Annotated in this window: 32 protein-coding genes; all 32 read right to left on the bottom strand. The window is 68.8% G+C overall.

Annotation, left to right across the window (positions count from 1 at the left end):
• Positions 1-26 precede the first annotated feature (26 nt).
• A complete protein-coding gene (locus B5Y66_RS06055; protein ID WP_079572467.1) occupies positions 27-848 on the bottom strand; it encodes an alpha/beta fold hydrolase in 822 nt (273 codons plus the stop codon).
• Positions 849-923: 75 nt separating this feature from the next.
• Positions 924-1445, bottom strand: a complete 522-nt coding sequence (rplQ, locus tag B5Y66_RS06050; RefSeq protein WP_079572464.1) for a 50S ribosomal protein L17 — start codon at positions 1443-1445, stop codon at positions 924-926.
• Positions 1446-1521: 76 nt separating this feature from the next.
• Positions 1522-2538, bottom strand: a complete 1017-nt coding sequence (locus B5Y66_RS06045) for a DNA-directed RNA polymerase subunit alpha (RefSeq protein ID WP_079572462.1) — start codon at positions 2536-2538, stop codon at positions 1522-1524.
• Positions 2539-2701: 163 nt separating this feature from the next.
• Entirely contained in the window at positions 2702-3106 is a 405-nt protein-coding gene (gene rpsK, locus B5Y66_RS06040) for a 30S ribosomal protein S11 (RefSeq protein ID WP_079572460.1), read from the bottom strand.
• A gap of 74 nt (positions 3107-3180) precedes the next feature.
• Positions 3181-3555, bottom strand: coding sequence for a 30S ribosomal protein S13 (gene rpsM, locus B5Y66_RS06035; RefSeq protein ID WP_079572458.1), 375 nt, complete (start codon positions 3553-3555; stop codon positions 3181-3183).
• 167 nt (positions 3556-3722) lie between these two features.
• Entirely contained in the window at positions 3723-3836 is a 114-nt protein-coding gene (rpmJ, locus tag B5Y66_RS06030) for a 50S ribosomal protein L36 (RefSeq protein WP_009740505.1), read from the bottom strand.
• A 70-nt stretch (positions 3837-3906) separates the two neighbouring features.
• Positions 3907-4128, bottom strand: coding sequence for a translation initiation factor IF-1 (infA, locus tag B5Y66_RS06025; protein ID WP_012867920.1), 222 nt, complete (start codon positions 4126-4128; stop codon positions 3907-3909).
• Positions 4129-4354: 226 nt separating this feature from the next.
• Positions 4355-5239, bottom strand: a complete 885-nt coding sequence (gene map / locus B5Y66_RS06020) for a type I methionyl aminopeptidase (RefSeq protein ID WP_079572456.1) — start codon at positions 5237-5239, stop codon at positions 4355-4357.
• A 12-nt stretch (positions 5240-5251) separates the two neighbouring features.
• Complete coding sequence (locus tag B5Y66_RS06015; RefSeq protein ID WP_139820791.1) at positions 5252-5809, bottom strand: adenylate kinase; 558 nt, start codon at positions 5807-5809, stop codon at positions 5252-5254.
• A 101-nt stretch (positions 5810-5910) separates the two neighbouring features.
• Complete coding sequence (gene secY / locus B5Y66_RS06010) at positions 5911-7209, bottom strand: preprotein translocase subunit SecY (RefSeq protein ID WP_079572452.1); 1299 nt, start codon at positions 7207-7209, stop codon at positions 5911-5913.
• Positions 7210-7519: 310 nt separating this feature from the next.
• Positions 7520-7984 (bottom strand): 50S ribosomal protein L15, encoded by a 465-nt coding sequence (gene rplO / locus B5Y66_RS06005; protein ID WP_079573241.1) that lies wholly within the window; start codon positions 7982-7984, stop codon positions 7520-7522.
• Between the two features lie 2 nt (positions 7985-7986).
• On the bottom strand, positions 7987-8169 hold the full coding sequence (rpmD, locus tag B5Y66_RS06000; RefSeq protein ID WP_079573239.1) for a 50S ribosomal protein L30: 183 nt from the start codon (positions 8167-8169) through the stop codon (positions 7987-7989).
• Complete coding sequence (gene rpsE / locus B5Y66_RS05995; protein WP_079572450.1) at positions 8169-8846, bottom strand: 30S ribosomal protein S5; 678 nt, start codon at positions 8844-8846, stop codon at positions 8169-8171. The genes rpmD and rpsE overlap by 1 nt, the downstream gene beginning before the upstream one ends.
• A gap of 43 nt (positions 8847-8889) precedes the next feature.
• Entirely contained in the window at positions 8890-9261 is a 372-nt protein-coding gene (gene rplR / locus B5Y66_RS05990) for a 50S ribosomal protein L18 (protein ID WP_079572448.1), read from the bottom strand.
• Positions 9261-9797, bottom strand: a complete 537-nt coding sequence (gene rplF, locus B5Y66_RS05985) for a 50S ribosomal protein L6 (protein ID WP_079572446.1) — start codon at positions 9795-9797, stop codon at positions 9261-9263. Before rplF ends, rplR begins: the two co-directional genes overlap by 1 nt.
• A 19-nt stretch (positions 9798-9816) precedes the next feature.
• The gene (gene rpsH, locus B5Y66_RS05980; protein WP_079572444.1) at positions 9817-10215 is read right to left on the bottom strand and encodes a 30S ribosomal protein S8; all 399 of its coding nucleotides are present in this window, start codon (positions 10213-10215) and stop codon (positions 9817-9819) included.
• Positions 10216-10288: 73 nt separating this feature from the next.
• Entirely contained in the window at positions 10289-10474 is a 186-nt protein-coding gene (locus B5Y66_RS05975; RefSeq protein ID WP_079572442.1) for a type Z 30S ribosomal protein S14, read from the bottom strand.
• Position 10475: 1 nt separating this feature from the next.
• Positions 10476-11048: a 50S ribosomal protein L5 gene (gene rplE, locus B5Y66_RS05970; RefSeq protein WP_079572440.1), complete on the bottom strand. Its 573-nt coding sequence runs from the start codon at positions 11046-11048 to the stop codon at positions 10476-10478.
• A complete protein-coding gene (gene rplX / locus B5Y66_RS05965; RefSeq protein ID WP_079572438.1) occupies positions 11048-11389 on the bottom strand; it encodes a 50S ribosomal protein L24 in 342 nt (113 codons plus the stop codon). Before rplX ends, rplE begins: the two co-directional genes overlap by 1 nt.
• A 2-nt stretch (positions 11390-11391) precedes the next feature.
• On the bottom strand, positions 11392-11760 hold the full coding sequence (gene rplN, locus B5Y66_RS05960; protein ID WP_079572436.1) for a 50S ribosomal protein L14: 369 nt from the start codon (positions 11758-11760) through the stop codon (positions 11392-11394).
• Positions 11761-11905: 145 nt separating this feature from the next.
• Positions 11906-12196 carry a 30S ribosomal protein S17 gene (gene rpsQ, locus B5Y66_RS05955; protein WP_079572434.1) on the bottom strand — a complete coding sequence of 97 codons (291 nt, stop codon included), beginning with the start codon at positions 12194-12196 and terminating at the stop codon, positions 11906-11908.
• 7 nt (positions 12197-12203) lie between these two features.
• A complete protein-coding gene (gene rpmC, locus B5Y66_RS05950) occupies positions 12204-12443 on the bottom strand; it encodes a 50S ribosomal protein L29 (protein WP_079572432.1) in 240 nt (79 codons plus the stop codon).
• On the bottom strand, positions 12443-12862 hold the full coding sequence (gene rplP / locus B5Y66_RS05945) for a 50S ribosomal protein L16 (protein ID WP_079572430.1): 420 nt from the start codon (positions 12860-12862) through the stop codon (positions 12443-12445). Before rplP ends, rpmC begins: the two co-directional genes overlap by 1 nt.
• Before the next feature lie 3 nt (positions 12863-12865).
• A complete protein-coding gene (gene rpsC, locus B5Y66_RS05940; protein WP_079572428.1) occupies positions 12866-13714 on the bottom strand; it encodes a 30S ribosomal protein S3 in 849 nt (282 codons plus the stop codon).
• Entirely contained in the window at positions 13714-14082 is a 369-nt protein-coding gene (gene rplV, locus B5Y66_RS05935; protein ID WP_079572426.1) for a 50S ribosomal protein L22, read from the bottom strand. The genes rpsC and rplV overlap by 1 nt, the downstream gene beginning before the upstream one ends.
• A gap of 73 nt (positions 14083-14155) precedes the next feature.
• The gene (gene rpsS / locus B5Y66_RS05930; RefSeq protein WP_079572424.1) at positions 14156-14437 is read right to left on the bottom strand and encodes a 30S ribosomal protein S19; all 282 of its coding nucleotides are present in this window, start codon (positions 14435-14437) and stop codon (positions 14156-14158) included.
• A gap of 14 nt (positions 14438-14451) precedes the next feature.
• Positions 14452-15288, bottom strand: coding sequence for a 50S ribosomal protein L2 (gene rplB / locus B5Y66_RS05925; RefSeq protein ID WP_079572422.1), 837 nt, complete (start codon positions 15286-15288; stop codon positions 14452-14454).
• A gap of 29 nt (positions 15289-15317) precedes the next feature.
• On the bottom strand, positions 15318-15620 hold the full coding sequence (gene rplW, locus B5Y66_RS05920; RefSeq protein WP_079572420.1) for a 50S ribosomal protein L23: 303 nt from the start codon (positions 15618-15620) through the stop codon (positions 15318-15320).
• Positions 15617-16315, bottom strand: coding sequence for a 50S ribosomal protein L4 (gene rplD, locus B5Y66_RS05915; RefSeq protein WP_079572417.1), 699 nt, complete (start codon positions 16313-16315; stop codon positions 15617-15619). Before rplD ends, rplW begins: the two co-directional genes overlap by 4 nt.
• A 4-nt stretch (positions 16316-16319) precedes the next feature.
• Positions 16320-16973, bottom strand: coding sequence for a 50S ribosomal protein L3 (gene rplC / locus B5Y66_RS05910; protein ID WP_079572415.1), 654 nt, complete (start codon positions 16971-16973; stop codon positions 16320-16322).
• A 13-nt stretch (positions 16974-16986) separates the two neighbouring features.
• Complete coding sequence (gene rpsJ, locus B5Y66_RS05905) at positions 16987-17295, bottom strand: 30S ribosomal protein S10 (RefSeq protein WP_013837837.1); 309 nt, start codon at positions 17293-17295, stop codon at positions 16987-16989.
• A gap of 493 nt (positions 17296-17788) precedes the next feature.
• On the bottom strand, positions 17789-18985 hold the full coding sequence (gene tuf, locus B5Y66_RS05900) for an elongation factor Tu (protein WP_079572413.1): 1197 nt from the start codon (positions 18983-18985) through the stop codon (positions 17789-17791).
• Between the last annotated feature and the right edge of the window lie 65 nt (positions 18986-19050).

The following is a 19050-nucleotide window of genomic DNA, read 5'->3' as shown; positions in this document are numbered from 1 at the left end:
GGGAGCCGGGGGCGCCGACGCCCCCCTCAGGCCGACGCGTACTCGACCGCACGGTCGCGCTCGGACCACGCCGTCGCGGCGACGGCCTCCAGGAGCACGCGCGTGAACGCCACGGGCGCGTCGAGGCTCACGAGGTGGCGCGCGTGCGGCACGACGACCAGACGGGTCGGGGCGCCGCCCGCGCGGGCCGCGGCCATGAACGCGCGCTCCTGGGCCCGGAAGTGGTCGTACCGGCCGTTGACGATCCACACGGGGCTGCGCGCGGTCATGAGGGCCCCGAGGGTGTCGGTCGGGCCCAGCTCGCGCAGCACCTGGGTCATCGCGCGCAGGGCGAAGCCGCCGGCCCCGATGTCCCGGACGCCCTCGGCGTCGAGGGCGAGCCGGACGAAGGTGTCGTTCAGGCGCGCGCCGTGGTCCGGCCACGCCTCGATCCAGCGGGCGAGCGACAGCCACGCCGGGCGCAGCCACGAGGACGACGTCGTGCAGCACGACGCGGCTACGAGGCCCGCGCTCTGCCCGGGGTACCGCGCGCGGTGCTCGATCGCGACGTAGCCGCCCAGGGACAGGCCCACCACCAGAGCACGCCCTCCGGCCCCGTCCACGGCGCGCCGCACCGCCTCCACCGCGCCGTCGAGCGTGAACGGCTCCTCGCGGCGCCCGCCGTGACCGGGCAGGTCCACCGCCGTGGCAGGGACCCCGCCACGCCCGAGCGCGGCGACCTGCCGCCGCCACATCGTCGCGGACGTGCGCGAGCCGTGCACGAGGACGACGGGCACAGGGGCGGGCACGGTGGCAGCGGGCACAGGGACAGGGCCGACGGGCCCCGCCCTCGCGGTGCGAGCGGTCATGCCTCCACCGTAGGGACGACGGAGCCCCGCGCCACCAGAGGTGGCACGGGGCTCCGTCGTGGGGATGTCAGGAGGTCAGGCCTCCTTCGACTCCTCGGCCTTCGCGTCCGACTTCTCCTCGGCGGGGGCCTCGGCGGCGGTGGACTCCTCGGTCGCCTCGACGGCGGCCTCGTCCTCGACCTTGGCAGCCTTCTCGGCGGCCTTCGTGGCCTCCTTGACGACGGCCTGCTTCGGGCTCACCGGCTCGGTGACGAGCTCGATGACCGCCATGGGCGCGTTGTCGCCCTTCCGGTTGCCGATCTTGGTGATGCGCGTGTAGCCACCGTTGCGCTCGGCCATGGCCGGGGCGATCTCGGTGAACAGCGTGTGCACCACGGACTTGTCGCGCACGACGGTCAGCACCCGGCGACGGGCGTGCAGGTCACCGCGCTTGGCGAAGGTGATGAGGCGCTCGGCCAGGGGGCGCAGGCGCTTCGCCTTCGTCTCCGTGGTGGTGATGCGACCGTGCTCGAAGAGCGACGTCGACAGGTTTGCGAGGATCAGTCGCTGGTGAGCCGGGCTGCCACCGAGCCGCGGACCCTTGGTGGGGGTAGGCATTTCTGGTTCTCCTTGAGGGTGGTTCCGCGCCGCGCGGCCCGGTCAGGTCGAGCGGGCTGCTGCGGGCGCGGAGGCGTCAGTACGACTGCTCGTCCGTGTACGTGGCCTCGTCGTCCCCACCGCTGAAGTACGCGGCGCTGGACGGGTCGAAGTCGAGCGGCGAGTCCTTCAGCGAGAGGCCCAGCTCGGCGAGCTTCTCCTTGACCTCGTTGATGGACTTGGCACCGAAGTTGCGGATGTCGAGCAGGTCGGCCTCGCTACGAGCCACGAGCTCACCCACCTGGTGGATGCCCTCGCGCTTGAGGCAGTTGTACGACCGGATCGTGAGGTTGAGCTCCTCGATCGGCAGCGCCAGGTCCGCGGCCAGCGCGGAGTCCGTCGGCGACGGGCCGATCTCGATGCCCTCGGCCTCGACGTTCAGCTCGCGGGCGAGACCGAAGAGCTCGACGAGCGTCTTGCCGGCCGAGGCGAGCGCGTCGCGGGGAGCGATCGCGGCCTTCGACTCGACGTCGACGATCAGCTTGTCGAAGTCCGTGCGCTGCTCGACACGGGTGGCCTCGACCTTGTAGGTGACCTTGAGGACCGGCGAGTAGATCGAGTCGACAGGGATCCGACCGATCTCGGCGTCCTCGTTCTTGTTCTGCGCCGCGGACACGTAGCCGCGACCGCGCTCGACGGTCAGCTCGATCTCGAGCTTGCCCTTGTCGTTGAGCGTCGCGACGTGGAGGTCCGGGTTGTGCACCTCGACGCCGGCCGGCGGCACGATGTCCGCGGCGGTGACCACGCCCGCGCCCGTCTTGCGCAGGTACATCACGACAGGCTCGTCGTTCTCCGAGGAGACGACGAGGTTCTTGATGTTGAGGATGATCTCGGTGACGTCTTCCTTGACACCCGGCACGGTGGAGAACTCGTGGAGCACACCGTCGATGCGGATGGAGGTGACGGCCGCGCCCGGGATGGACGACAGCAGGGTCCGCCGAAGCGAGTTGCCGAGCGTGTAGCCGAAGCCCGGCTCGAGCGGCTCGATGGAGAAGCGCGAACGGTACTCCGAGATGACCTCTTCGGTCAGGGAGGGGCGCTGTGCGATGAGCACGGTCAGGTCCTTTCAGTGTGCGTCCGCCATATGACGCATCACGGATCCGCGAGAGCTAGCTCGCGGCCCCGGGTGGGACTCGGTCCACCCGCCCGGGCAGCCTGCGGCGTCGTCGGGCCAGGGGCCGATCCCTCGGCCCCGGGGCCCGACGACGTCGGGAGGGTCAGACGCGGCGGCGCTTCGGGGGGCGGCAGCCGTTGTGCGCCTGGGGCGTCACGTCCTGGATCGAACCGACCTCGAGGCCGGTCGCCTGCAGGGAGCGGATCGCGGTCTCACGACCGGAGCCCGGGCCCTTGACGAAGACGTCGACCTTCTTGACACCGTGCTCCTGGGCGCGACGGGCTGCCGACTCGGCGGCCAGCTGCGCGGCGTACGGCGTGGACTTGCGGGAGCCCTTGAAGCCGACGTGGCCGGCGGACGCCCACGCGATCACGGCGCCCGACGGGTCGGTGATCGAGACGATCGTGTTGTTGAAGGTGCTCTTGATGTGGGCCTGGCCGAGCGGGACGTTCTTCTTGTCCTTGCGGCGCGGCTTGCGCGCGGCCGTGGCACGAGTCTTGGGAGGCATGTGTTCTCTGATCTCCTGGTCTGATCGGACCGGGGCGGCTCAGCTCGGAGAGCCGGCCGCACCACGGACTGCTATCAGCGGGCCTTCTTCTTGCCCGCCACGGTGCGCTTCGGACCCTTGCGGGTACGCGCGTTGGTCTTGGTGCGCTGACCGCGCACCGGGAGGCCGCGGCGGTGACGCAGGCCCTGGTAGGTGCCGATCTCGACCTTGCGGCGGATGTCGGCAGCGACCTCGCGGCGCAGGTCGCCCTCGAGCTGGAAGTTGCCCTCCAGGTAGTCACGCAGGGCGACGAGCTGGTCGTCACCGAGGTCCTTGACCCGCAGGTCCGGGTCGACCCCGGTCGCGGCCAGCGTCTGCTGGGCGCGGGTACGGCCGACGCCGTAGATGTAAGTGAGCGCAACCTCGAGCCGCTTGTCGCGGGGGAGGTCGACGCCGATCAGACGTGCCATGTGCCTTCCGGCTCCTGTACTTCTTCCAGAGGTCTGCCGCACCGCCCTCCCGCGAGAATCGCGGGCCTCGGCCCCTGGACCGAGGGTTCCCCCGCCCCCGAGGGGGCAGGTTCGTGGTGGTGCGCTGTGTCCGACGGCGAGCGCGTGCCGTCAGCAGGTGGCTGCGATCAGCCCTGGCGCTGCTTGTGGCGCAGGTTCTCGCAGATCACCATGACGCGACCGTGCCGGCGGATCACCTTGCACTTGTCGCAGATCTTCTTGACGCTCGGCTTGACCTTCATCAGTGTTCCTCCGCCGCCGTACGCACGCCGGCGGGTGCCGGCGCCACGACGGCGCTCGATGGGGTGGGGGTTACTTGTAGCGGTAGACGATCCGACCGCGGGACAGGTCGTACGGGCTGAGCTCGACCACGACACGGTCCTCCGGGAGGATCCGGATGTAGTGCTGACGCATCTTGCCCGAGATGTGCGCGAGGACCTTGTGGCCGTTCGCAAGCTCCACACGGAACATCGCGTTCGGCAGGGCCTCGACCACGCTGCCCTCGATCTCGATGACGCCGTCCTTCTTTGCCATGTCCTCCGCTAACTCTCGTCTGGCCCCGGGCGCCCGTCAGCAGCGTGACGGAGGTCCGGATGTCGTGCGTGCCGCCTGCTCACCCTCGTCCCGACCGGCCGACGCTTGCGTCGCACCGGTGCTGGTCTGCAGCGCCACCAACTCGCGCATGCATCGAGGAACTGCCGAACGGACTACACCCGACAGACCATCGTACTCCATCACACCAGGGGCTGCGAACAGACCGTCAGGTGTCGATGGTCACGGGTTCGATCTCGAACGGGGCGAGCCCCGCACGGCCTCCGTCGGCGGCGGTCAGCACGCTGATCCCGCCCTCGAGGATGGCCACCGTGTGCTCCCAGTGCGCGGCCCGCGACCCGTCCTGCGTCACGACCGTCCAGTCGTCCTCGAGCACCCGGGTGGCACCGCTCCCCCGTGTGATCATCGGCTCGATCGCCAAGCACATGCCCGGCCGGAGCCGCGGGCCGCGGTCCGAGGTCCGGAAGTTCACGACGTCGGGCGGCTGGTGCATCGCGGTGCCGATGCCGTGCCCCACGTAGTCCTCGACGATGCCGTACTCGACGCCGGAGACCCCGCCGGCCAGCTCGACGGCCGCCTCGACCGCCGTGCCGACGTCGTTCAGCCGCTTGCCCCCGGCCAGCGCCGCGATCCCCGCCCACATGGCCGTGCGCGTGGCGCGGACGAGGTCGAGGTCCGCGGTGTCGACGCCGTCGGGCTCCGCGGCGCCGTCCACGTCCAGCGCGCCGTCCGCGCCCAGCACCAGGCTGATCGCGGAGTCGCCGTGCCAGCCGTCGACGATCGCGCCGCAGTCGACGGAGACGACGTCACCGACCTGGAGCACGCGCGCGCCGGGGATGCCGTGGATCACCTCCTCCGACACCGAGACGCAGACCGTCGCCGGGTAGCCCTCGTAGCCGAGGAAGGACGGGGTCGCACCGGCGTCCGCGATGGCCCGCGCCGCGACCACGTCGAGGTCGGCCGTGGTCATGCCCGGGCGGGCCGCCGCGCGCACCGCGTCCAGCGCCGACGCGACGACCAGGCCGGCGCGTCGCATGACGCGCACCTGCTCGGGCGTCTTGAGCTCGACGCGCTCGCGCGAACCGAAGATCATCTCGCCGGCGCCTCAGCCGAGCTCGGCGGCCAGCGCCTGGACGATGCGCTCGGTGACCTCGGAGACGTCTCCGATGCCGTCCACCTGCGCGAGCAGGCCCCGCTCGGAGTACGCCGCCGTCAGGGGCGCGGTCTGCTCGTCGTAGATGTCGAGCCGACGCGCGATCGCGTCCGGGGTGTCGTCCTCACGGCCCTCGATCTCGGCACGCTTGGAGATGCGGGCCAGGAGCTCCTCGCGCGCGGCGGTGAGCTCGATGACACCGTCCAGCGCCCAGCCGAGGTCGGACAGGATGCCGTCGAGCGCCTCGACCTGGTGCGCGTTGCGCGGATACCCGTCGAGCAGGAACCCGCCCTTCACGTCGTCCTCGCCGAGCCGGGAGCGCACCATCTCGTCGGTGACCTCGTCGGGGACGAGGTCACCCTTCGCGCTGTACTCCTGCGCAAGCTTGCCGAGCTCCGTGCCGCCCTTGATGTTCGCGCGGAAGATGTCGCCCGTCGAGATGGCGGGGATGCCGAAGAGCTCGGCCAGTCGCGCCGCCTGCGTGCCCTTGCCCGCACCCTGCGGCCCCATGATCACCAGGCGCGTCACCCGCGCCTCGGCGCTGGGGGCGCCGTGGAGCTCGCGGCGGGTGGTCGGCGTGACAGCGGTGCTGCCGCCTTCGTTCGTCTCGGTCAACGGAGGAACCCTTCGTAATGACGCTGCTGGAGCTGGGAGTCGATCTGCTTCACGGTCTCGAGCCCGACGCCCACGATGATGAGGATCGACGTTCCACCGAACGGGATGTTCGTGGTGACTCCCAGCACCACGAGCACGATCGTGGGGATGAGCGCCACGATCGCCAGGTAGACCGAACCCGCGGCGGTGATCCGGGTGATCACGTAGTCGAGGTACTCGGCGGTCGGCCGGCCGGCACGGATGCCCGGGATGAAGCCGCCGTACTTCTTCATGTTGTCCGCGACCTCGTCCGGGTTGAACGTGATCGACGTGTAGAAGAACGCGAAGAAGATGACCATCAGCACGTACAGCACGATGTACAGCGGGTCGGACTGCTGGACCAGGTTGTCCGAGATCCACACGACCCAGCCCGCGGTCGGCTCGCCGAACTGGGCGATCAGGCCCGGGATAGCGAGGATCGACGCAGCGAAGATGACCGGGATGACACCGGCCATGTTGATCTTGATCGGGATGTAGGTGCTGGTGCCGCCGTACATACGACGCCCCACCATGCGCTTCGCGTACTGCACCGGGATGCGGCGCTGGGACTGCTCGACGAACACGACCAGCCCGACGACGAGCACGATGACCAGGATCATCACGATGAAGTTCAGGGGGCCGTTCGAGCCGCCTGCGATGGACCACAGGGCCGACGGGAAGCTCGCCGCGATCGAGGTGAAGATCAGCAGCGACATGCCGTTGCCGACGCCGCGCTCGGTGATCATCTCGCCGAGCCACATGACGAGGCCGGTACCGGCCGTCATGGTGATGACCATCAGCGTGGCCGTCATGAAGCTGTCGTCCGCGATCACGTCGACGGGGCAACCCTGGAAGAGCATCCCCGTGCGGGCGGTGGTGATGATCGTCGTCGACTGCAGGATCGCGAGGGCGATCGTCAGGTAGCGCGTGTACTGCGTCAGCTTCGACTGCCCCGACTGGCCCTCCTTGTGCAGGGCCTCGAAGCGCGGGATGACCACGCGCAGCAGCTGCACGATGATGCTCGCCGTGATGTACGGCATGATGCCGAGCGCGAAGATCGACAGCTGCAGCAGCGCACCACCGCTGAAGACGTTGACGAGGCCGAGCAGCGAGGTGCTGCCCTCGAGGGCCGCGACGCACTGCTGGACGTTGCCGTAGTCGACACCGGGTGTGGGCACGAGCGACCCCACCCGGAAGAGCGCCATGATCGCGATCGTGAACAGCAGCTTGCGCCGCAGGTCCGGTGTCCGGAAAGCCCGGCCGAATGCGCTGAGCACCTATCCTCCTGGCCCGCCGCGGCGGGTTGTCGTGTCGCCGGGGACCGGCGAGGTGTGGCGCGAGCTCCCGACGTCGAGGCCCGTGGGCCACGCCGCCGTCACGCCGACTCGGTCGTCGGTCCGGCCGGATGGGACCCCGGGCTCGCCGTGCGGCCGGATCTCCGGACGCGTGGCGCGGACCGTGACGGATTCTACGTGCCCGGGACCAGTGATCCAGACCACACGCCGCCTCGGCGGCTTGGCCTGCCGGAACACGCCGGGAGCACACAGGGCCGGCAGCGCGTGTGCGCCGCCGGCCCTGATGCGGATGTCAGTCCTCGGAGACCGTGCCGCCGGCCGCCAGGATCTTGTCCTTGGCGGAGCCGGAGACGCGGTCGACCGTGACGTCCAGCTTGACGGTGATCTCGCCCGTGCCGAGCACCTTCACCAGCTGACCCTTGCGGACCGCGCCCTTGGCGACGAGGCCCTCGACGGTGACGGAGCCACCCTCGGGGTACAGCGCAGCGAGCTTGTCCAGGTTGACGACCTGGTACTCGACGCGGAACGGGTTCTTGAACCCGCGGAGCTTCGGGAGGCGCATGTGCAGAGGCATCTGCCCGCCCTCGAAGCGCTCGGGAACCTGGTAGCGAGCCTTCGTACCCTTGGTGCCTCGACCCGCCGTCTTGCCCTTCGACGCCTCACCGCGACCCACACGGGTCCTGGCGGTCTTGGCGCCGTCGGCCGGACGCAGGTGGTGCATCTTGAGCGGCTGCGACTTCTCGGTGTTGTCGGCCATGATCACTCGACCTCCTCGACGGTGACGAGGTGCGCCACCGTGGTGACCATGCCACGGATCTCCGGACGGTCCTCCTTCACGGCGGTGTCGCCGATCCGCTTGAGGCCGAGGGTCCGCAGCGTGTCACGCTGGTTCTGCTTGCCGCCGATGGCGGACTTGACCTGGGTGACCTTCAGTCGAGGCATCACGCACCCACCTTCTCGCCGGCCTTCTCCGCCTTGGCGGCAAGTCCGGCAGCCTGCGCACGCAGGAGCGCGGCCGGAGCCACGTCCTCGAGCGGCAGACCACGGCGGGCGGCCACGGCCGCCGGCTCCTCGAGGCCCTTGAGGGCCGCGACGGTCGCGTGCACGATGTTGATCGAGTTCGACGAACCGAGCGACTTGCTCAGCACGTCGTGAATGCCGGCGCACTCCAGCACGGCGCGCACCGGACCACCGGCGATCACACCGGTACCCGGCGAGGCCGGACGCAGGAACACGACGCCGGCGGCCTCCTCACCCTGGATGGGGTGAGGGATGGTGCCCTGGATGCGCGGGACGCGGAAGAAGTTCTTCTTCGCCTCCTCGACACCCTTGGCGATCGCCGCGGGCACCTCCTTGGCCTTGCCGTAGCCGACACCGACGGTGCCGTCGCCGTCGCCCACCACGACCAGCGCGGTGAAGCTGAAGCGACGACCGCCCTTGACGACCTTCGAGACGCGGTTGATCGTCACCACGCGCTCGACGAAGGCGTTCTTGTCGGCCTGGTCGCGGCCACCGCCGCGGCGGTCGTCACGACGACCGCCACCGCCGCCGCGGCGGCCGTCGGTCTTGTTGGACTCGTTGGCGCCCTGGGGGGCGCCGGTGCGCTGCCCTGCAGCCATCAGAGGATCCTCATCTTCCGTGCGAACTCGCGGACGTCGGCCATCACAGCTCCAGCCCCGCTTCCCGGGCGCCGTCGGCGACCGCAGCCACCCGACCGTGGTACTTGTTGCCACCGCGGTCGAAGACCACGGACTCGATGCCGGCGGCCTTGGCACGCGAGGCGACGAGTTCGCCGACCTTGCGGGCCTTCGCCGTCTTGTCGGCGTCGAGACCACGCAGGTCCGCCTCGAGGGTCGAGGCGGAGGCGACGGTCTTGCCGACCGTGTCGTCCACGACCTGCGCCACCATGTGGCGCGAGGAGCGGGTCACGACGAGGCGCGGACGCGTCGCGGTGCCCTTGATCTTCTTGCGCAGGCGGAGGTGACGGCGCTGACGAGCGACGGCCTTGCCCTTGCCCAGAATCTTGAGAGCCATCACTTACCAGCCTTTCCGACCTTGCGGCGGACGACCTCGCCGGCGTAACGCACACCCTTGCCCTTGTAGGGCTCGGGCTTGCGGATCTTGCGGATGTTCGCTGCGACCTCGCCGACCTGCTGCTTGTCGATGCCGGCCACCGAGAACTTGGTGGGGCTCTCGACCGCGAAGCTGATGCCGTCCGGCGCCGTGACGACGACCGGGTGCGAGAAACCGAGAGCGAACTCCAGGCTCTGCCCCTTGGCGGCGACGCGGTAACCGGTACCGACGATCTCGAGCTTCTTCTCGTAGCCCTGGGTCACACCGGTGACGATGTTGGCCAGGAGGGTGCGGGTGAGGCCGTGCAGCGCACGGGACTCACGCTCGTCGTCCGGGCGGGACACCACGAGGGTGCCGTCGTCCTGAGCGACAGTGATGGGGGCGGGCACCGTGTGCTCCAGGATCCCCTTCGGGCCCTTGACGGTCACGAGCGCACCGCTGATGGTGACGTCCACGCCGGCCGGGACCGGAACGGGGAGCTTGCCGATTCGAGACATGGCGATTCTCCTTTCCGGATTACCAGACGTAGGCGAGGACTTCGCCGCCGACGCCCTTGGCCTGGGCCTGACGGTCGGTCAGCAGGCCGGAGGACGTGGACAGGATCGCCACGCCGAGGCCGCCGAGGACCTGAGGCAGGTTGGTGGACTTCGCGTAGACGCGGAGGCCGGGCTTCGACACGCGACGGACGCCGCTGAGGGCGCGCTCGCGGCTCGGGCCGTACTTGAGGGTCAGGGTGAGGGACTTGCCGACCTTGGCGTCCTCGACGCTCCAGTCGGTGATGTACCCCTGCGCCTGCAGGATCTCCGCGATGTTCGACTTCAGCTTCGAGTGCGGCATGGTGACCGTCTCGTGGTGCGCCGAGTTCGCGTTACGCAGACGAGTGAGCATGTCTGCGATGGGGTCTGTCATGGTCATTGGGCTCCAGCCCTTCCTCGCCGGGGTATCCGAGCAGTGCGTGCGCAGCGCCCGGACCTACGGCGTAGTGGTTTTACCAGCTGCTCTTGGTGACGCCGGGGAGCTCGCCGCGGTGGGCCATCTCCCGCACGCAGATCCGGCACAGGCCGAACTTGCGGTAGACCGAGTGCGGACGGCCGCAGCGCTGGCACCGGGTGTAGGCGCGGACGGCGAACTTCGGCTTGGCGTTCGCCTTGTTGATCAGGGCCTTCTTCGCCATGTCAGTTCTCCTTGAAGGGGAAGCCGAGACGGCGCAGCAGGGAGCGGCCCTCGTCATCGGTCGTCGCCGTGGTCACGACCGTGATGTCCATGCCGCGGACGCGGTCGATCTTGTCCTGGTCGATCTCGTGGAACATCGACTGCTCCGTGAGACCGAAGGTGTAGTTGCCGTGCCCGTCGAACTGCTTCGGGCTCAGACCGCGGAAGTCGCGGATACGGGGCAGCGCGACCGACAGCAGCCGGTCGAGGAACTCCCACATCCGGTCGCCGCGCAGCGTGACGTGCGCGCCGATCGGCATGCCCTCGCGCAGCTTGAACTGCGCGATCGACTTCTTGGCCCGGGTCACCTGGGGCTTCTGCCCCGTGATCGCCGTGAGGTCGCGGATCGCGCCCTCGATGAGCTTGGAGTCCTTCGCGGCGTCACCCACACCCATGTTGACGACGATCTTCGTCAGACCGGCGACCTGCTGGATGTTCTGGTGGCCGAACTCCTCACGCAGCGCCGCGATGATGTCCTCGCGGTACTTCTGCTTGAGGCGCGGGGTGGCCGGGGCCTCGAGAGTGGTCTCGGTCATCAGATGTCCTTCCCGGAACGCTTGGCGACGCGCACACGGACGGTGCGGGTACGGCCATCGCGCTCGACCTGCTCGGTGCGGAACCCGACGCGCGTGCCCTTCTTGGTCTCCGGGTCGACGACCATCACGTTCGAGACGTGGATCGCCGCCTCGACGGTCTCGATGCCACCCGTGCGGGTGCCGCGAGCCGTCTGGCCGGCCTTGACGTGCTTGGTGACGCGCTGCACGCCCTCGACCACGATGCGGTCGGAGTCCTTGAAGACCTCGAGCACACGGCCCGTCTTGCCCTTGTCGCGACCGGCGATAACGATCACCTGGTCGCCCTTCTTGATCTTCGCCATGGTCAGAGCACCTCCGGCGCCAGCGAGATGATCTTCATGAACCGCTTGTCGCGCAGCTCGCGCCCGACCGGGCCGAAGATGCGGGTGCCACGGGGCTCACCGTCGTTCTTGAGGATCACGGCGGCGTTCTCGTCGAACTTGATGTAGGAACCGTCGGGACGACGGCGCTCCTTGGCGGTCCGGACGATGACGGCCTTGACCACATCGCCCTTCTTCACGTTGCCGCCGGGGATCGCGTCCTTGACGGTGGCGACGATCGTGTCGCCGATACCGGCGTAGCGACGGCCGGATCCACCGAGAACACGGATGCAGAGAATCTCCTTGGCACCCGTGTTGTCGGCGACCCGCAGTCGCGACTCCTGCTGGATCATCGATTGATCTCCTGTCGTCGAGCTGGTTCTCGTCCCGGGCTGTCCCGGGCGAGCCTTGCCGAACGGATAGTTGCTGTGGTGGCCGGGGCGGGCCGCATACGTGTGTCACGGCCCGCCCGGCCGAAGGTCTACAAGACCTTCTGGATCACTTGGCCTTCTCGAGGATCTCCGTCAGTCGCCACCGCTTGGTCGCGGACAGCGGACGGGTCTCCATGATCTCGACCAGGTCGCCGATACCGGCAGAGTTCTGCTCGTCGTGCACCTTCACCTTGGTGGTGGTGCGCAGGACCTTGCCGTACAGGGGGTGCTTCTTGCGGTCCTCGACCTCGACGACGATGGTCTTCTCCATCTTGTCGCTGACGACGTAGCCACGACGGACCTTGCGCGTGCTGCGCTCGGTCGTCTCAGCGGCCACCGCGTTGGTGTTCTCGCTCATCGATGCCTCACTCACTCACGCTCGGGGCCGTGCGGATACCGAGCTCGCGCTCGTGCAGGACCGTGTAGATCCGCGCGATGTCGCGCTTGACGGCCTTGATCCGACCGTGGGACTCCAGCTGGCCGGTGGCCGACTGGAAACGGAGGTTGAAGAGCTCCTCCTTGGCCTTCTTCAGCTCGGCGACGAGCTTCTCGTCGTCGAAGCCATCGAGGTCAGCGGGGGCCATGCCCTTGGTTCCGACTGCCATCAGTTCGCACCACCCTCGCGCACCACGAAACGGCACTTCATCGGGAGCTTGTGGATCGCACGGCGCATGGCCTCACGGGCCAGCTCCTCGTCGACACCGGCCAGCTCGAAGACGATCCGGCCGGGCTTGACGTTGGCGACCCACCACTCGGGCGAGCCCTTACCGGAACCCATGCGGGTCTCGGCGGGCTTCTTGGTCAGGGGACGGTCCGGGTAGATGTTGATCCAGACCTTGCCGCCACGCTTGATGTGGCGGGTCATCGCGATACGAGCAGCCTCGATCTGACGGTTGGTGACGTAGGCGGGCTCGATGGCCTGGATGCCGTAGTCGCCGAACGCGATCGTGGTGCCACCCTTGGCAGCGCCGGAGCGCTTCGGGTGGTGCTGCTTGCGGTGCTTGAGCCTGCGGGGGATCAGCATGACTCAGGCCTCCGTTCCAGACTCGGGGGCCGCAGCCTGCTCGGTCGGCGCCGGAGCCGCGTCGGACGCGGGGGCGCTCTCACCAGCCGGCTGGGCCGGACGCTCGGGGCGACGACCGCCACCACGGCGGTCCCCTCCACGCTCGCCACGCTCGCCACCACGACCACGGCCCTGACGGGGCGCGGCGGTGGCCTGCTGTGCGGCGAACTCCTTCTCGGTCATGTCGCCCTTGTAGATCCACACCTTCACGCCGATGCGGCCGAAGGTGGTGCGGGCCTCGAAGAAGCCGTAGTCGACGTACGCGCGCAGCGTGTGCAGCGGCACACGACCCTCGCGGTAGAACTCCGACCGGCTCATCTCGGCGCCGCCGAGACGGCCCGAGACCTGCACCCGGATGCCCTTGGCACCGGCGCGCTGCGCGGACTGGATGCCCTTGCGCATGGCGCGACGGAACGAGACGCGGCTCGCGAGCTGCTCGGCGATGCCCTGCGCGACCAGCTGCGCGTCGATCTCCGCGTTCTTGACCTCGAGGATGTTGAGCTGGACCTGCTTGCCCGTGAGCTTCTCGAGCTCGCCGCGGATGCGGTCGGCCTCGGCACCCCGGCGGCCGATGACGATGCCCGGACGCGCCGTGTGGATGTCCACGCGGACGCGGTCGCGGGTGCGCTCGACCTCGACCTTGGAGATGCCGGCCCGCTCGAGACCGGTGCTCATGAGCTTGCGGATCGCCACGTCCTCGCGGACGTAGTCGCGGTACCGCTGACCAGGCTTGGTGCTGTCGGCGAACCAGCGCGACCGGTGGTCGGTGGTGATGCCGAGGCGGTACCCGTGCGGGTGAACCTTCTGCCCCACTATCGGGCCCCTTCCTTCTGCTCACGCGGTGCGACGACCACGGTGATGTGGCTGGTGCGCTTGAGGATCTGGCTCGCACGCCCCTGCGCCCGCGGACGGAACCGCTTGAGCGTCGGCCCCTCGTCGACGAACGCCGCCGAGACGAAGAGCTCCGTCTCGTCGAAGCGCTCGCTGGCGCGGTCGGCCTTCACCCGGGCGTTCGCGACGGCGCTCTCCACAACCTTGCGGATCGGCTCGCTCGCAGCCTGCGGCGCGAACTTCAGCACCGCGACGGCCTCGGCGGCCTGCTTGCCACGGATGAGGTCCACGACGCGCCGGGCCTTCTGGGGCGTGACACGGACGAACCGCGCCTGCGCCTTGGCTTCCATTGCTGTCCTGCTTTCCTGTATCGAAGACAGTCCAGGTCAGTCATCTACTGAATCAGAGGTGGTGACCCCTGGCTCAGCGACGACGACCCTTCTTGTCGTCCTTCACGTGGCCGCGGAAGGTTCGCGTGGGAGCGAACTCGCCGAGCTTGTGGCCGACCATCGCCTCGGTGACGAAGACCGGAGAGTGCTTCCGGCCGTCGTGCACGGCAAAGGTGTGACCGAGGAAGTCGGGCGTGATGACCGACCGACGGGACCAGGTCTTGATGACGTTCTTGGTCCCCTTCTCGTTCTGAGCGTCCACCTTCTTCTGCAGGTGGTCGTCGACGAAGGGGCCCTTCTTCAGGCTACGAGGCATCTGTCAGGCTCCTATCAGCGCTTCTTGCCGGTGCGGCGACGGCGGACGATCAGCTTGTCGCTCGGCTTGTTCGGGCGGCGGGTCCGGCCCTCGGGCTGGCCCCACGGGCTGACCGGGTGGCGACCACCGGAGGTCTTGCCCTCACCACCACCGTGCGGGTGGTCGACCGGGTTCATGACCACGCCACGGACGGTCGGGCGGACGCCCTTCCACCGCATACGGCCGGCCTTGCCCCAGTTGATGTTCGACTGCTCGGCGTTGCCCACCTCGCCGACCGTCGCGCGGCAGCGCAGGTCGACGTTGCGGATCTCGCCGGACGGCATGCGCAGCTGCGCGTACGGGCCGTCCTTCGCCACGAGCTGCACGGAGGCACCCGCCGAGCGGGCGATCTTCGCGCCGCCACCGGGGCGGAGCTCGACGGCGTGGATGACCGTACCGGTCGGGATGTTGCGCAGCGGCAGGTTGTTGCCCGGCTTGATGTCGGCGCCGGCACCGGCCTCGACGACGTCGCCCTGCGACAGCTTGTTCGGCGCGATGATGTAGCGCTTCGTGCCGTCCGCGTAGTGCAGGAGCGCGATCCGAGCCGTGCGGTTCGGGTCGTACTCGATGTGCGCGACCTTGGCGGGCACGCCGTCCTTGTCGTGGCGACGGAAGTCGATCACGCGGTAGGCACGCTTGTGGCCACCGCCCTTGTGACGGGTCGTGATGCGACCGGAGTTGTTGCGCCCACCCGTCTTGGACAGCGGACGGACCAGAGACTTCTCCGGCTGCGAGCGCGTGATCTCGACGAAGTCGGCGACGCTGGAGCCGCGGCGTCCGGGCGTCGTCGGCTTGTACTTACGGATTCCCATGGGTTAGTCCTCGATCTGCTCTCTGCGCCTCAGGAAGCCGGACCGCCGAAGATGTCGATCGTGCCCTCACGGAGGGTCACAATCGCGCGCTTCGTGTCCTTGCGCTTGCCCAGGCCGAAGCGCGTGCGACGCGCCTTGCCCTTGCGGTTGATCGTGTTGACCGAGTCGACCTTGACACCGAAGACCTGCTCGACCGCGATCTTGATCTCGGTCTTGTTGGCCCGCGGGTCCACGACGAAGGTGTACTTGCCCTCGTCGAGGAGGTTGTAGGACTTCTCGGAGACGACCGGCGCGATCAGGATGTCGCGCGGGTCCTTCGTCACGGCGGTCACTTGGTGGCCTCCTCGGTCTCAGCCGCCTCGGACTCCGTGGCGACGGCCTTCACGCTCTTGCCCGTGGCCGGGCCCGCGACGAACGCGGCGAGCGCGCCCTCGGTGAAGACGACGTCGTCGGAGACGAGCACGTCATAGGTGTTGAGCTGGTCCGCGGTCAGCAGGTGAACCTGCTCGACGTTGCGGAGCGACAGGATCGTCAGCTCGTCCGAGCGCTCGGTGACCACGAGGACGTGGGTGCGCTCGGTGAGCGCGGCGAGCGTCTTGACCGCGGTCTTGGTCGACGGAGCACCGTCGAGACCGAAGCCGGAGACCACGTGGACGCGGCCGGCGCGAGCCCGGTCGGAGAGGGCACCGCGGAGGGCGGCGGCCTTCATCTTCTTCGGGGTCCGCTGGTCGTACTTGCGCGGCTGCGGGCCGTGGACGGTGCCACCGCCGGCGAACTGCGGGGCGCGGGTCGAGCCCTGACGGGCGCGGCCGGTGCCCTTCTGCTTGTACGGCTTGCGGCCACCGCCGCGGACCTCGCCGCGGGTCTTGGTGGCGTGCGTCCCCTGGCGGGCGGCGGCGCGCTGCGCCACGACCACCTGGTGGATCAGCGGGACGTTGGTGACGGTGTCGAACACCTCGGCGGGAAGCTCGGCAGTGCCGGCCTTCTTGCCCTGGGCGTCGAGCACGTCGACGGTCTGGTTGGCCATGGGGTCACGCACCCTTCGCAGCGGTACGCACGACGACGACGCCACCCTTGGGGCCGGGAACCGCGCCCTTGACGAGCAGCAGACCCTTCTCGGCGTCGACCGCGTGGACGGTCAGGTTCTGGACGGTCATACGGTCGTGGCCCATACGACCGGCCATCCGCAGACCCTTGAACACGCGCGACGGCGTCGAGGCGCCACCGATCGAGCCGGCCTTGCGGTGGTTGCGGTGAGCACCGTGGGAGGCGCCGACTCCGGAGAAGCCGTGGCGCTTCATGACACCGGCGGTGCCCTTGCCCTTGGTGGTCCCGACGACGTCGACCACGGCGCCCGCCTCGAAGGCGGCGGCGGTGATCTCCTGGCCGAGCGTGTACTCGGCGGCGTCCTCGGTGCGGACCTCGGCGACGTGACGGCGCGGCGTGACGCCGGCCTTCTCGAAGTGGCCCTTGAGCGGCTTGGTGACCTTGCGCGGGTCGATCTGCCCGGCGGCGAGCTGCACGGCGGCGTAGCCGTCGGCGTCCGCGGCGCGAACCTGCGTCACGACGTTGGTCGGGACGGCCACGACGGTGACGGGGACGAGGCGACCGGCGTCGTCCCACAGCTGCGTCATGCCGAGCTTGGTGCCGAGCACCGCGGTCACGTTCTTCTGCTGGTTGGTCATATCTATCCCAGCCTCAGAGCTTGATCTCGATGTTCACGTCGGCAGGCAGGTCGATCCGCATGAGCGAGTCGACGGCCTTCGGCGTGGGATCGATGATGTCGATGAGCCGCTTGTGCGTGCGCATCTCGAAGTGCTCGCGGCTGTCCTTGTACTTGTGAGGCGACCGGATGACGGTGAAGACGTTCTTCTCCGTCGGCAGCGGCACCGGACCCACGACCGTCGCACCAGCGCGCGTCACCGTGTCGACGATCTTGCGCGCCGAGCTGTCGATGACCTCGTGGTCGTAGGACTTGAGCCGGATGCGGATCTTCTGTCCCGCCATGGCGTCGTCTGACTCTCTCTCTCGAACCGCTACTGTCCGACCCCCGCGCTCGGGCGTGTCGCCGTTGTTGTGACAACAATGCTGCACACCCGGGCGCACACCGTTCGGCGTGGGGCCGTTGATTGTGGTCCGCGAGGCGGACCACGACGTTTGTCTGGCCTGTCGAGACATGTGTCCCGCGGGGCGCTCAAGCGCGTCGACAGCCGGCAACCCCGCGACTCCTCCGAGAGGAGAACCGCTCCAGGCGGGTGGACCGCTCCGGGAGAACCGGACCGGCGCACGCACCGTGGTGCTACACACTGTTCGACACGAGAAAGAACGCGCCCGTGACAGGCAACCTGAACATCTTGCCACAGGGAACCCCATGATTCCAAGCCGGAACGGGGTTCGACCGCTGTGACGCCGGACGCACCGGAGGCCCAGACCCTCGAGAGGGCCCGGGCCTCCTGCGCTCAGATGATCACGCTCAGATGATCAACTGAGGATCAGCGGATCACTTGATGATCTTGGTGACGCGGCCCGAACCGACCGTGCGGCCACCCTCACGGATGGCGAAGCCGAGGCCCTCCTCCATGGCGATCGGCTGGATCAGCGCGACCGTCATCTCGGTGTTGTCGCCGGGCATGACCATCTCGGTGCCCTCGGGCAGCGTGATGACGCCGGTGACGTCCGTGGTCCGGAAGTAGAACTGCGGACGGTAGTTCGAGTAGAACGGGTTGTGACGGCCGCCCTCGTCCTTGCCCAGGATGTAGACCTGAGCCTCGAAGTCGGTGTGCGGCGTGATCGAACCCGGCTTCACGACGACCTGGCCCCGCTCGACGTCCTCGCGCTTGATGCCGCGCAGGAGCAGACCGGTGTTGTCGCCGGCCTGAGCCTGGTCCATCTGCTTGTGGAACGTCTCGATACCGGTGACCGTGGTCTTCTGCGGCTCGCGGATACCGACGATCTCGACCTCGGAGTTGACGTCGAGCGTGCCACGCTCCACCTTGCCGGTCACGACGGTGCCACGGCCGGTGATGGTGAAGACGTCCTCGATCGGCATGAGGAACGGCTTGTCGAGCTCGCGGACCGGGTCGGGGACGTTCTCGTCCACGGCCTCCATGAGCTCCAGGACGCTCTTGGTCCACTCGGGGTCACCCTCGAGGGCCTTGAGGCCGGAGACGCGCACGACCGGCGCGTTGTCGCCGTCGAACTCCTGCGACGACAGCAGCTCACGGACCTCCATCTCGACGAGCTCGAGGATCTCCTCGTCGTCGACCATGTCGGCCTTGTTGAGCGCGACCAGCAGGTAGGGGACGCCCACCTGGCGGGCCAAGAGCACGTGCTCGCGCGTCTGGGCCATCGGGCCGTCGGTCGCCGCGACCACCAGGATCGCGCCGTCCATCTGGGCGGCACCGGTGATCATGTTCTTGATGTAGTCGGCGTGACCCGGCGCGTCGACGTGCGCGTAGTGACGCTTGGGCGTCTCGTACTCGATGTGCGCGATGTTGATCGTGATACCGCGCTGCTTCTCCTCCGGCGCGGCGTCGATCTCGTCGAAGTTGCGCTGCGTGTTCGCCGGAAGGTCGGGGTACGTGTCCGCAAGCGTCTTCGAGATCGCGGCAGTCAGCGTCGTCTTACCGTGGTCGACGTGCCCGATCGTGCCGATGTTGACGTGCGGCTTGGTCCGCTCGAACTTGGCCTTAGCCACTGGGGTCCTCCTGGGACTTGGGTAGATGTTCCCGAACGTTGCGAGACTCGGCCAAGAAGCCTACA

It is taken from the genome of Krasilnikoviella flava (assembly GCF_900167525.1).
GTDB classification, from domain to species: Bacteria; Actinomycetota; Actinomycetes; order Actinomycetales; family Cellulomonadaceae; genus Isoptericola; species Isoptericola flavus.
Note: the sequence above shows the minus strand (reverse complement) of the source record. Positions and strands in the feature narration are given on the sequence as shown.

Excerpts from the sequence above, each read along its gene's own strand:
- B5Y66_RS06055 (WP_079572467.1), bottom strand. The coding sequence starts at position 848 with ATGACCGCTCGCACCGCGAGGGCGGGGCCCGTCGGCCCTGTCCCTGTG.
- rplQ (WP_079572464.1), bottom strand. The coding sequence starts at position 1,445 with ATGCCTACCCCCACCAAGGGTCCGCGGCTCGGTGGCAGCCCGGCTCAC.
- rpsK (WP_079572460.1), bottom strand. The coding sequence starts at position 3,106 with ATGCCTCCCAAGACTCGTGCCACGGCCGCGCGCAAGCCGCGCCGCAAG.
- rpsM (WP_079572458.1), bottom strand. The coding sequence starts at position 3,555 with ATGGCACGTCTGATCGGCGTCGACCTCCCCCGCGACAAGCGGCTCGAG.
- rpmJ (WP_009740505.1), bottom strand. The coding sequence starts at position 3,836 with ATGAAGGTCAAGCCGAGCGTCAAGAAGATCTGCGACAAGTGCAAGGTG.
- infA (WP_012867920.1), bottom strand. The coding sequence starts at position 4,128 with ATGGCAAAGAAGGACGGCGTCATCGAGATCGAGGGCAGCGTGGTCGAG.
- map (WP_079572456.1), bottom strand. The coding sequence starts at position 5,239 with ATGATCTTCGGTTCGCGCGAGCGCGTCGAGCTCAAGACGCCCGAGCAG.
- B5Y66_RS06015 (WP_139820791.1), bottom strand. The coding sequence starts at position 5,809 with ATGGGGCCGCAGGGTGCGGGCAAGGGCACGCAGGCGGCGCGACTGGCC.
- rplO (WP_079573241.1), bottom strand. The coding sequence starts at position 7,984 with ATGGCCGACAACACCGAGAAGTCGCAGCCGCTCAAGATGCACCACCTG.
- rpmD (WP_079573239.1), bottom strand. The coding sequence starts at position 8,169 with ATGCCTCGACTGAAGGTCACCCAGGTCAAGTCCGCCATCGGCGGCAAG.
- rpsE (WP_079572450.1), bottom strand. The coding sequence starts at position 8,846 with ATGGCTGCAGGGCAGCGCACCGGCGCCCCCCAGGGCGCCAACGAGTCC.
- rplR (WP_079572448.1), bottom strand. The coding sequence starts at position 9,261 with ATGGCTCTCAAGATTCTGGGCAAGGGCAAGGCCGTCGCTCGTCAGCGC.
- rplF (WP_079572446.1), bottom strand. The coding sequence starts at position 9,797 with ATGTCTCGAATCGGCAAGCTCCCCGTTCCGGTCCCGGCCGGCGTGGAC.
- rpsH (WP_079572444.1), bottom strand. The coding sequence starts at position 10,215 with ATGACCATGACAGACCCCATCGCAGACATGCTCACTCGTCTGCGTAAC.
- B5Y66_RS05975 (WP_079572442.1), bottom strand. The coding sequence starts at position 10,474 with ATGGCGAAGAAGGCCCTGATCAACAAGGCGAACGCCAAGCCGAAGTTC.
- rplE (WP_079572440.1), bottom strand. The coding sequence starts at position 11,048 with ATGACCGAGACCACTCTCGAGGCCCCGGCCACCCCGCGCCTCAAGCAG.
- rplX (WP_079572438.1), bottom strand. The coding sequence starts at position 11,389 with ATGGCGAAGATCAAGAAGGGCGACCAGGTGATCGTTATCGCCGGTCGC.
- rplN (WP_079572436.1), bottom strand. The coding sequence starts at position 11,760 with ATGATCCAGCAGGAGTCGCGACTGCGGGTCGCCGACAACACGGGTGCC.
- rpsQ (WP_079572434.1), bottom strand. The coding sequence starts at position 12,196 with ATGAGCGAGAACACCAACGCGGTGGCCGCTGAGACGACCGAGCGCAGC.
- rpmC (WP_079572432.1), bottom strand. The coding sequence starts at position 12,443 with ATGGCAGTCGGAACCAAGGGCATGGCCCCCGCTGACCTCGATGGCTTC.
- rplP (WP_079572430.1), bottom strand. The coding sequence starts at position 12,862 with ATGCTGATCCCCCGCAGGCTCAAGCACCGCAAGCAGCACCACCCGAAG.
- rplV (WP_079572426.1), bottom strand. The coding sequence starts at position 14,082 with ATGGAAGCCAAGGCGCAGGCGCGGTTCGTCCGTGTCACGCCCCAGAAG.
- rpsS (WP_079572424.1), bottom strand. The coding sequence starts at position 14,437 with ATGCCTCGTAGCCTGAAGAAGGGCCCCTTCGTCGACGACCACCTGCAG.
- rplB (WP_079572422.1), bottom strand. The coding sequence starts at position 15,288 with ATGGGAATCCGTAAGTACAAGCCGACGACGCCCGGACGCCGCGGCTCC.
- rplD (WP_079572417.1), bottom strand. The coding sequence starts at position 16,315 with ATGGCCAACCAGACCGTCGACGTGCTCGACGCCCAGGGCAAGAAGGCC.
- rplC (WP_079572415.1), bottom strand. The coding sequence starts at position 16,973 with ATGACCAACCAGCAGAAGAACGTGACCGCGGTGCTCGGCACCAAGCTC.
- rpsJ (WP_013837837.1), bottom strand. The coding sequence starts at position 17,295 with ATGGCGGGACAGAAGATCCGCATCCGGCTCAAGTCCTACGACCACGAG.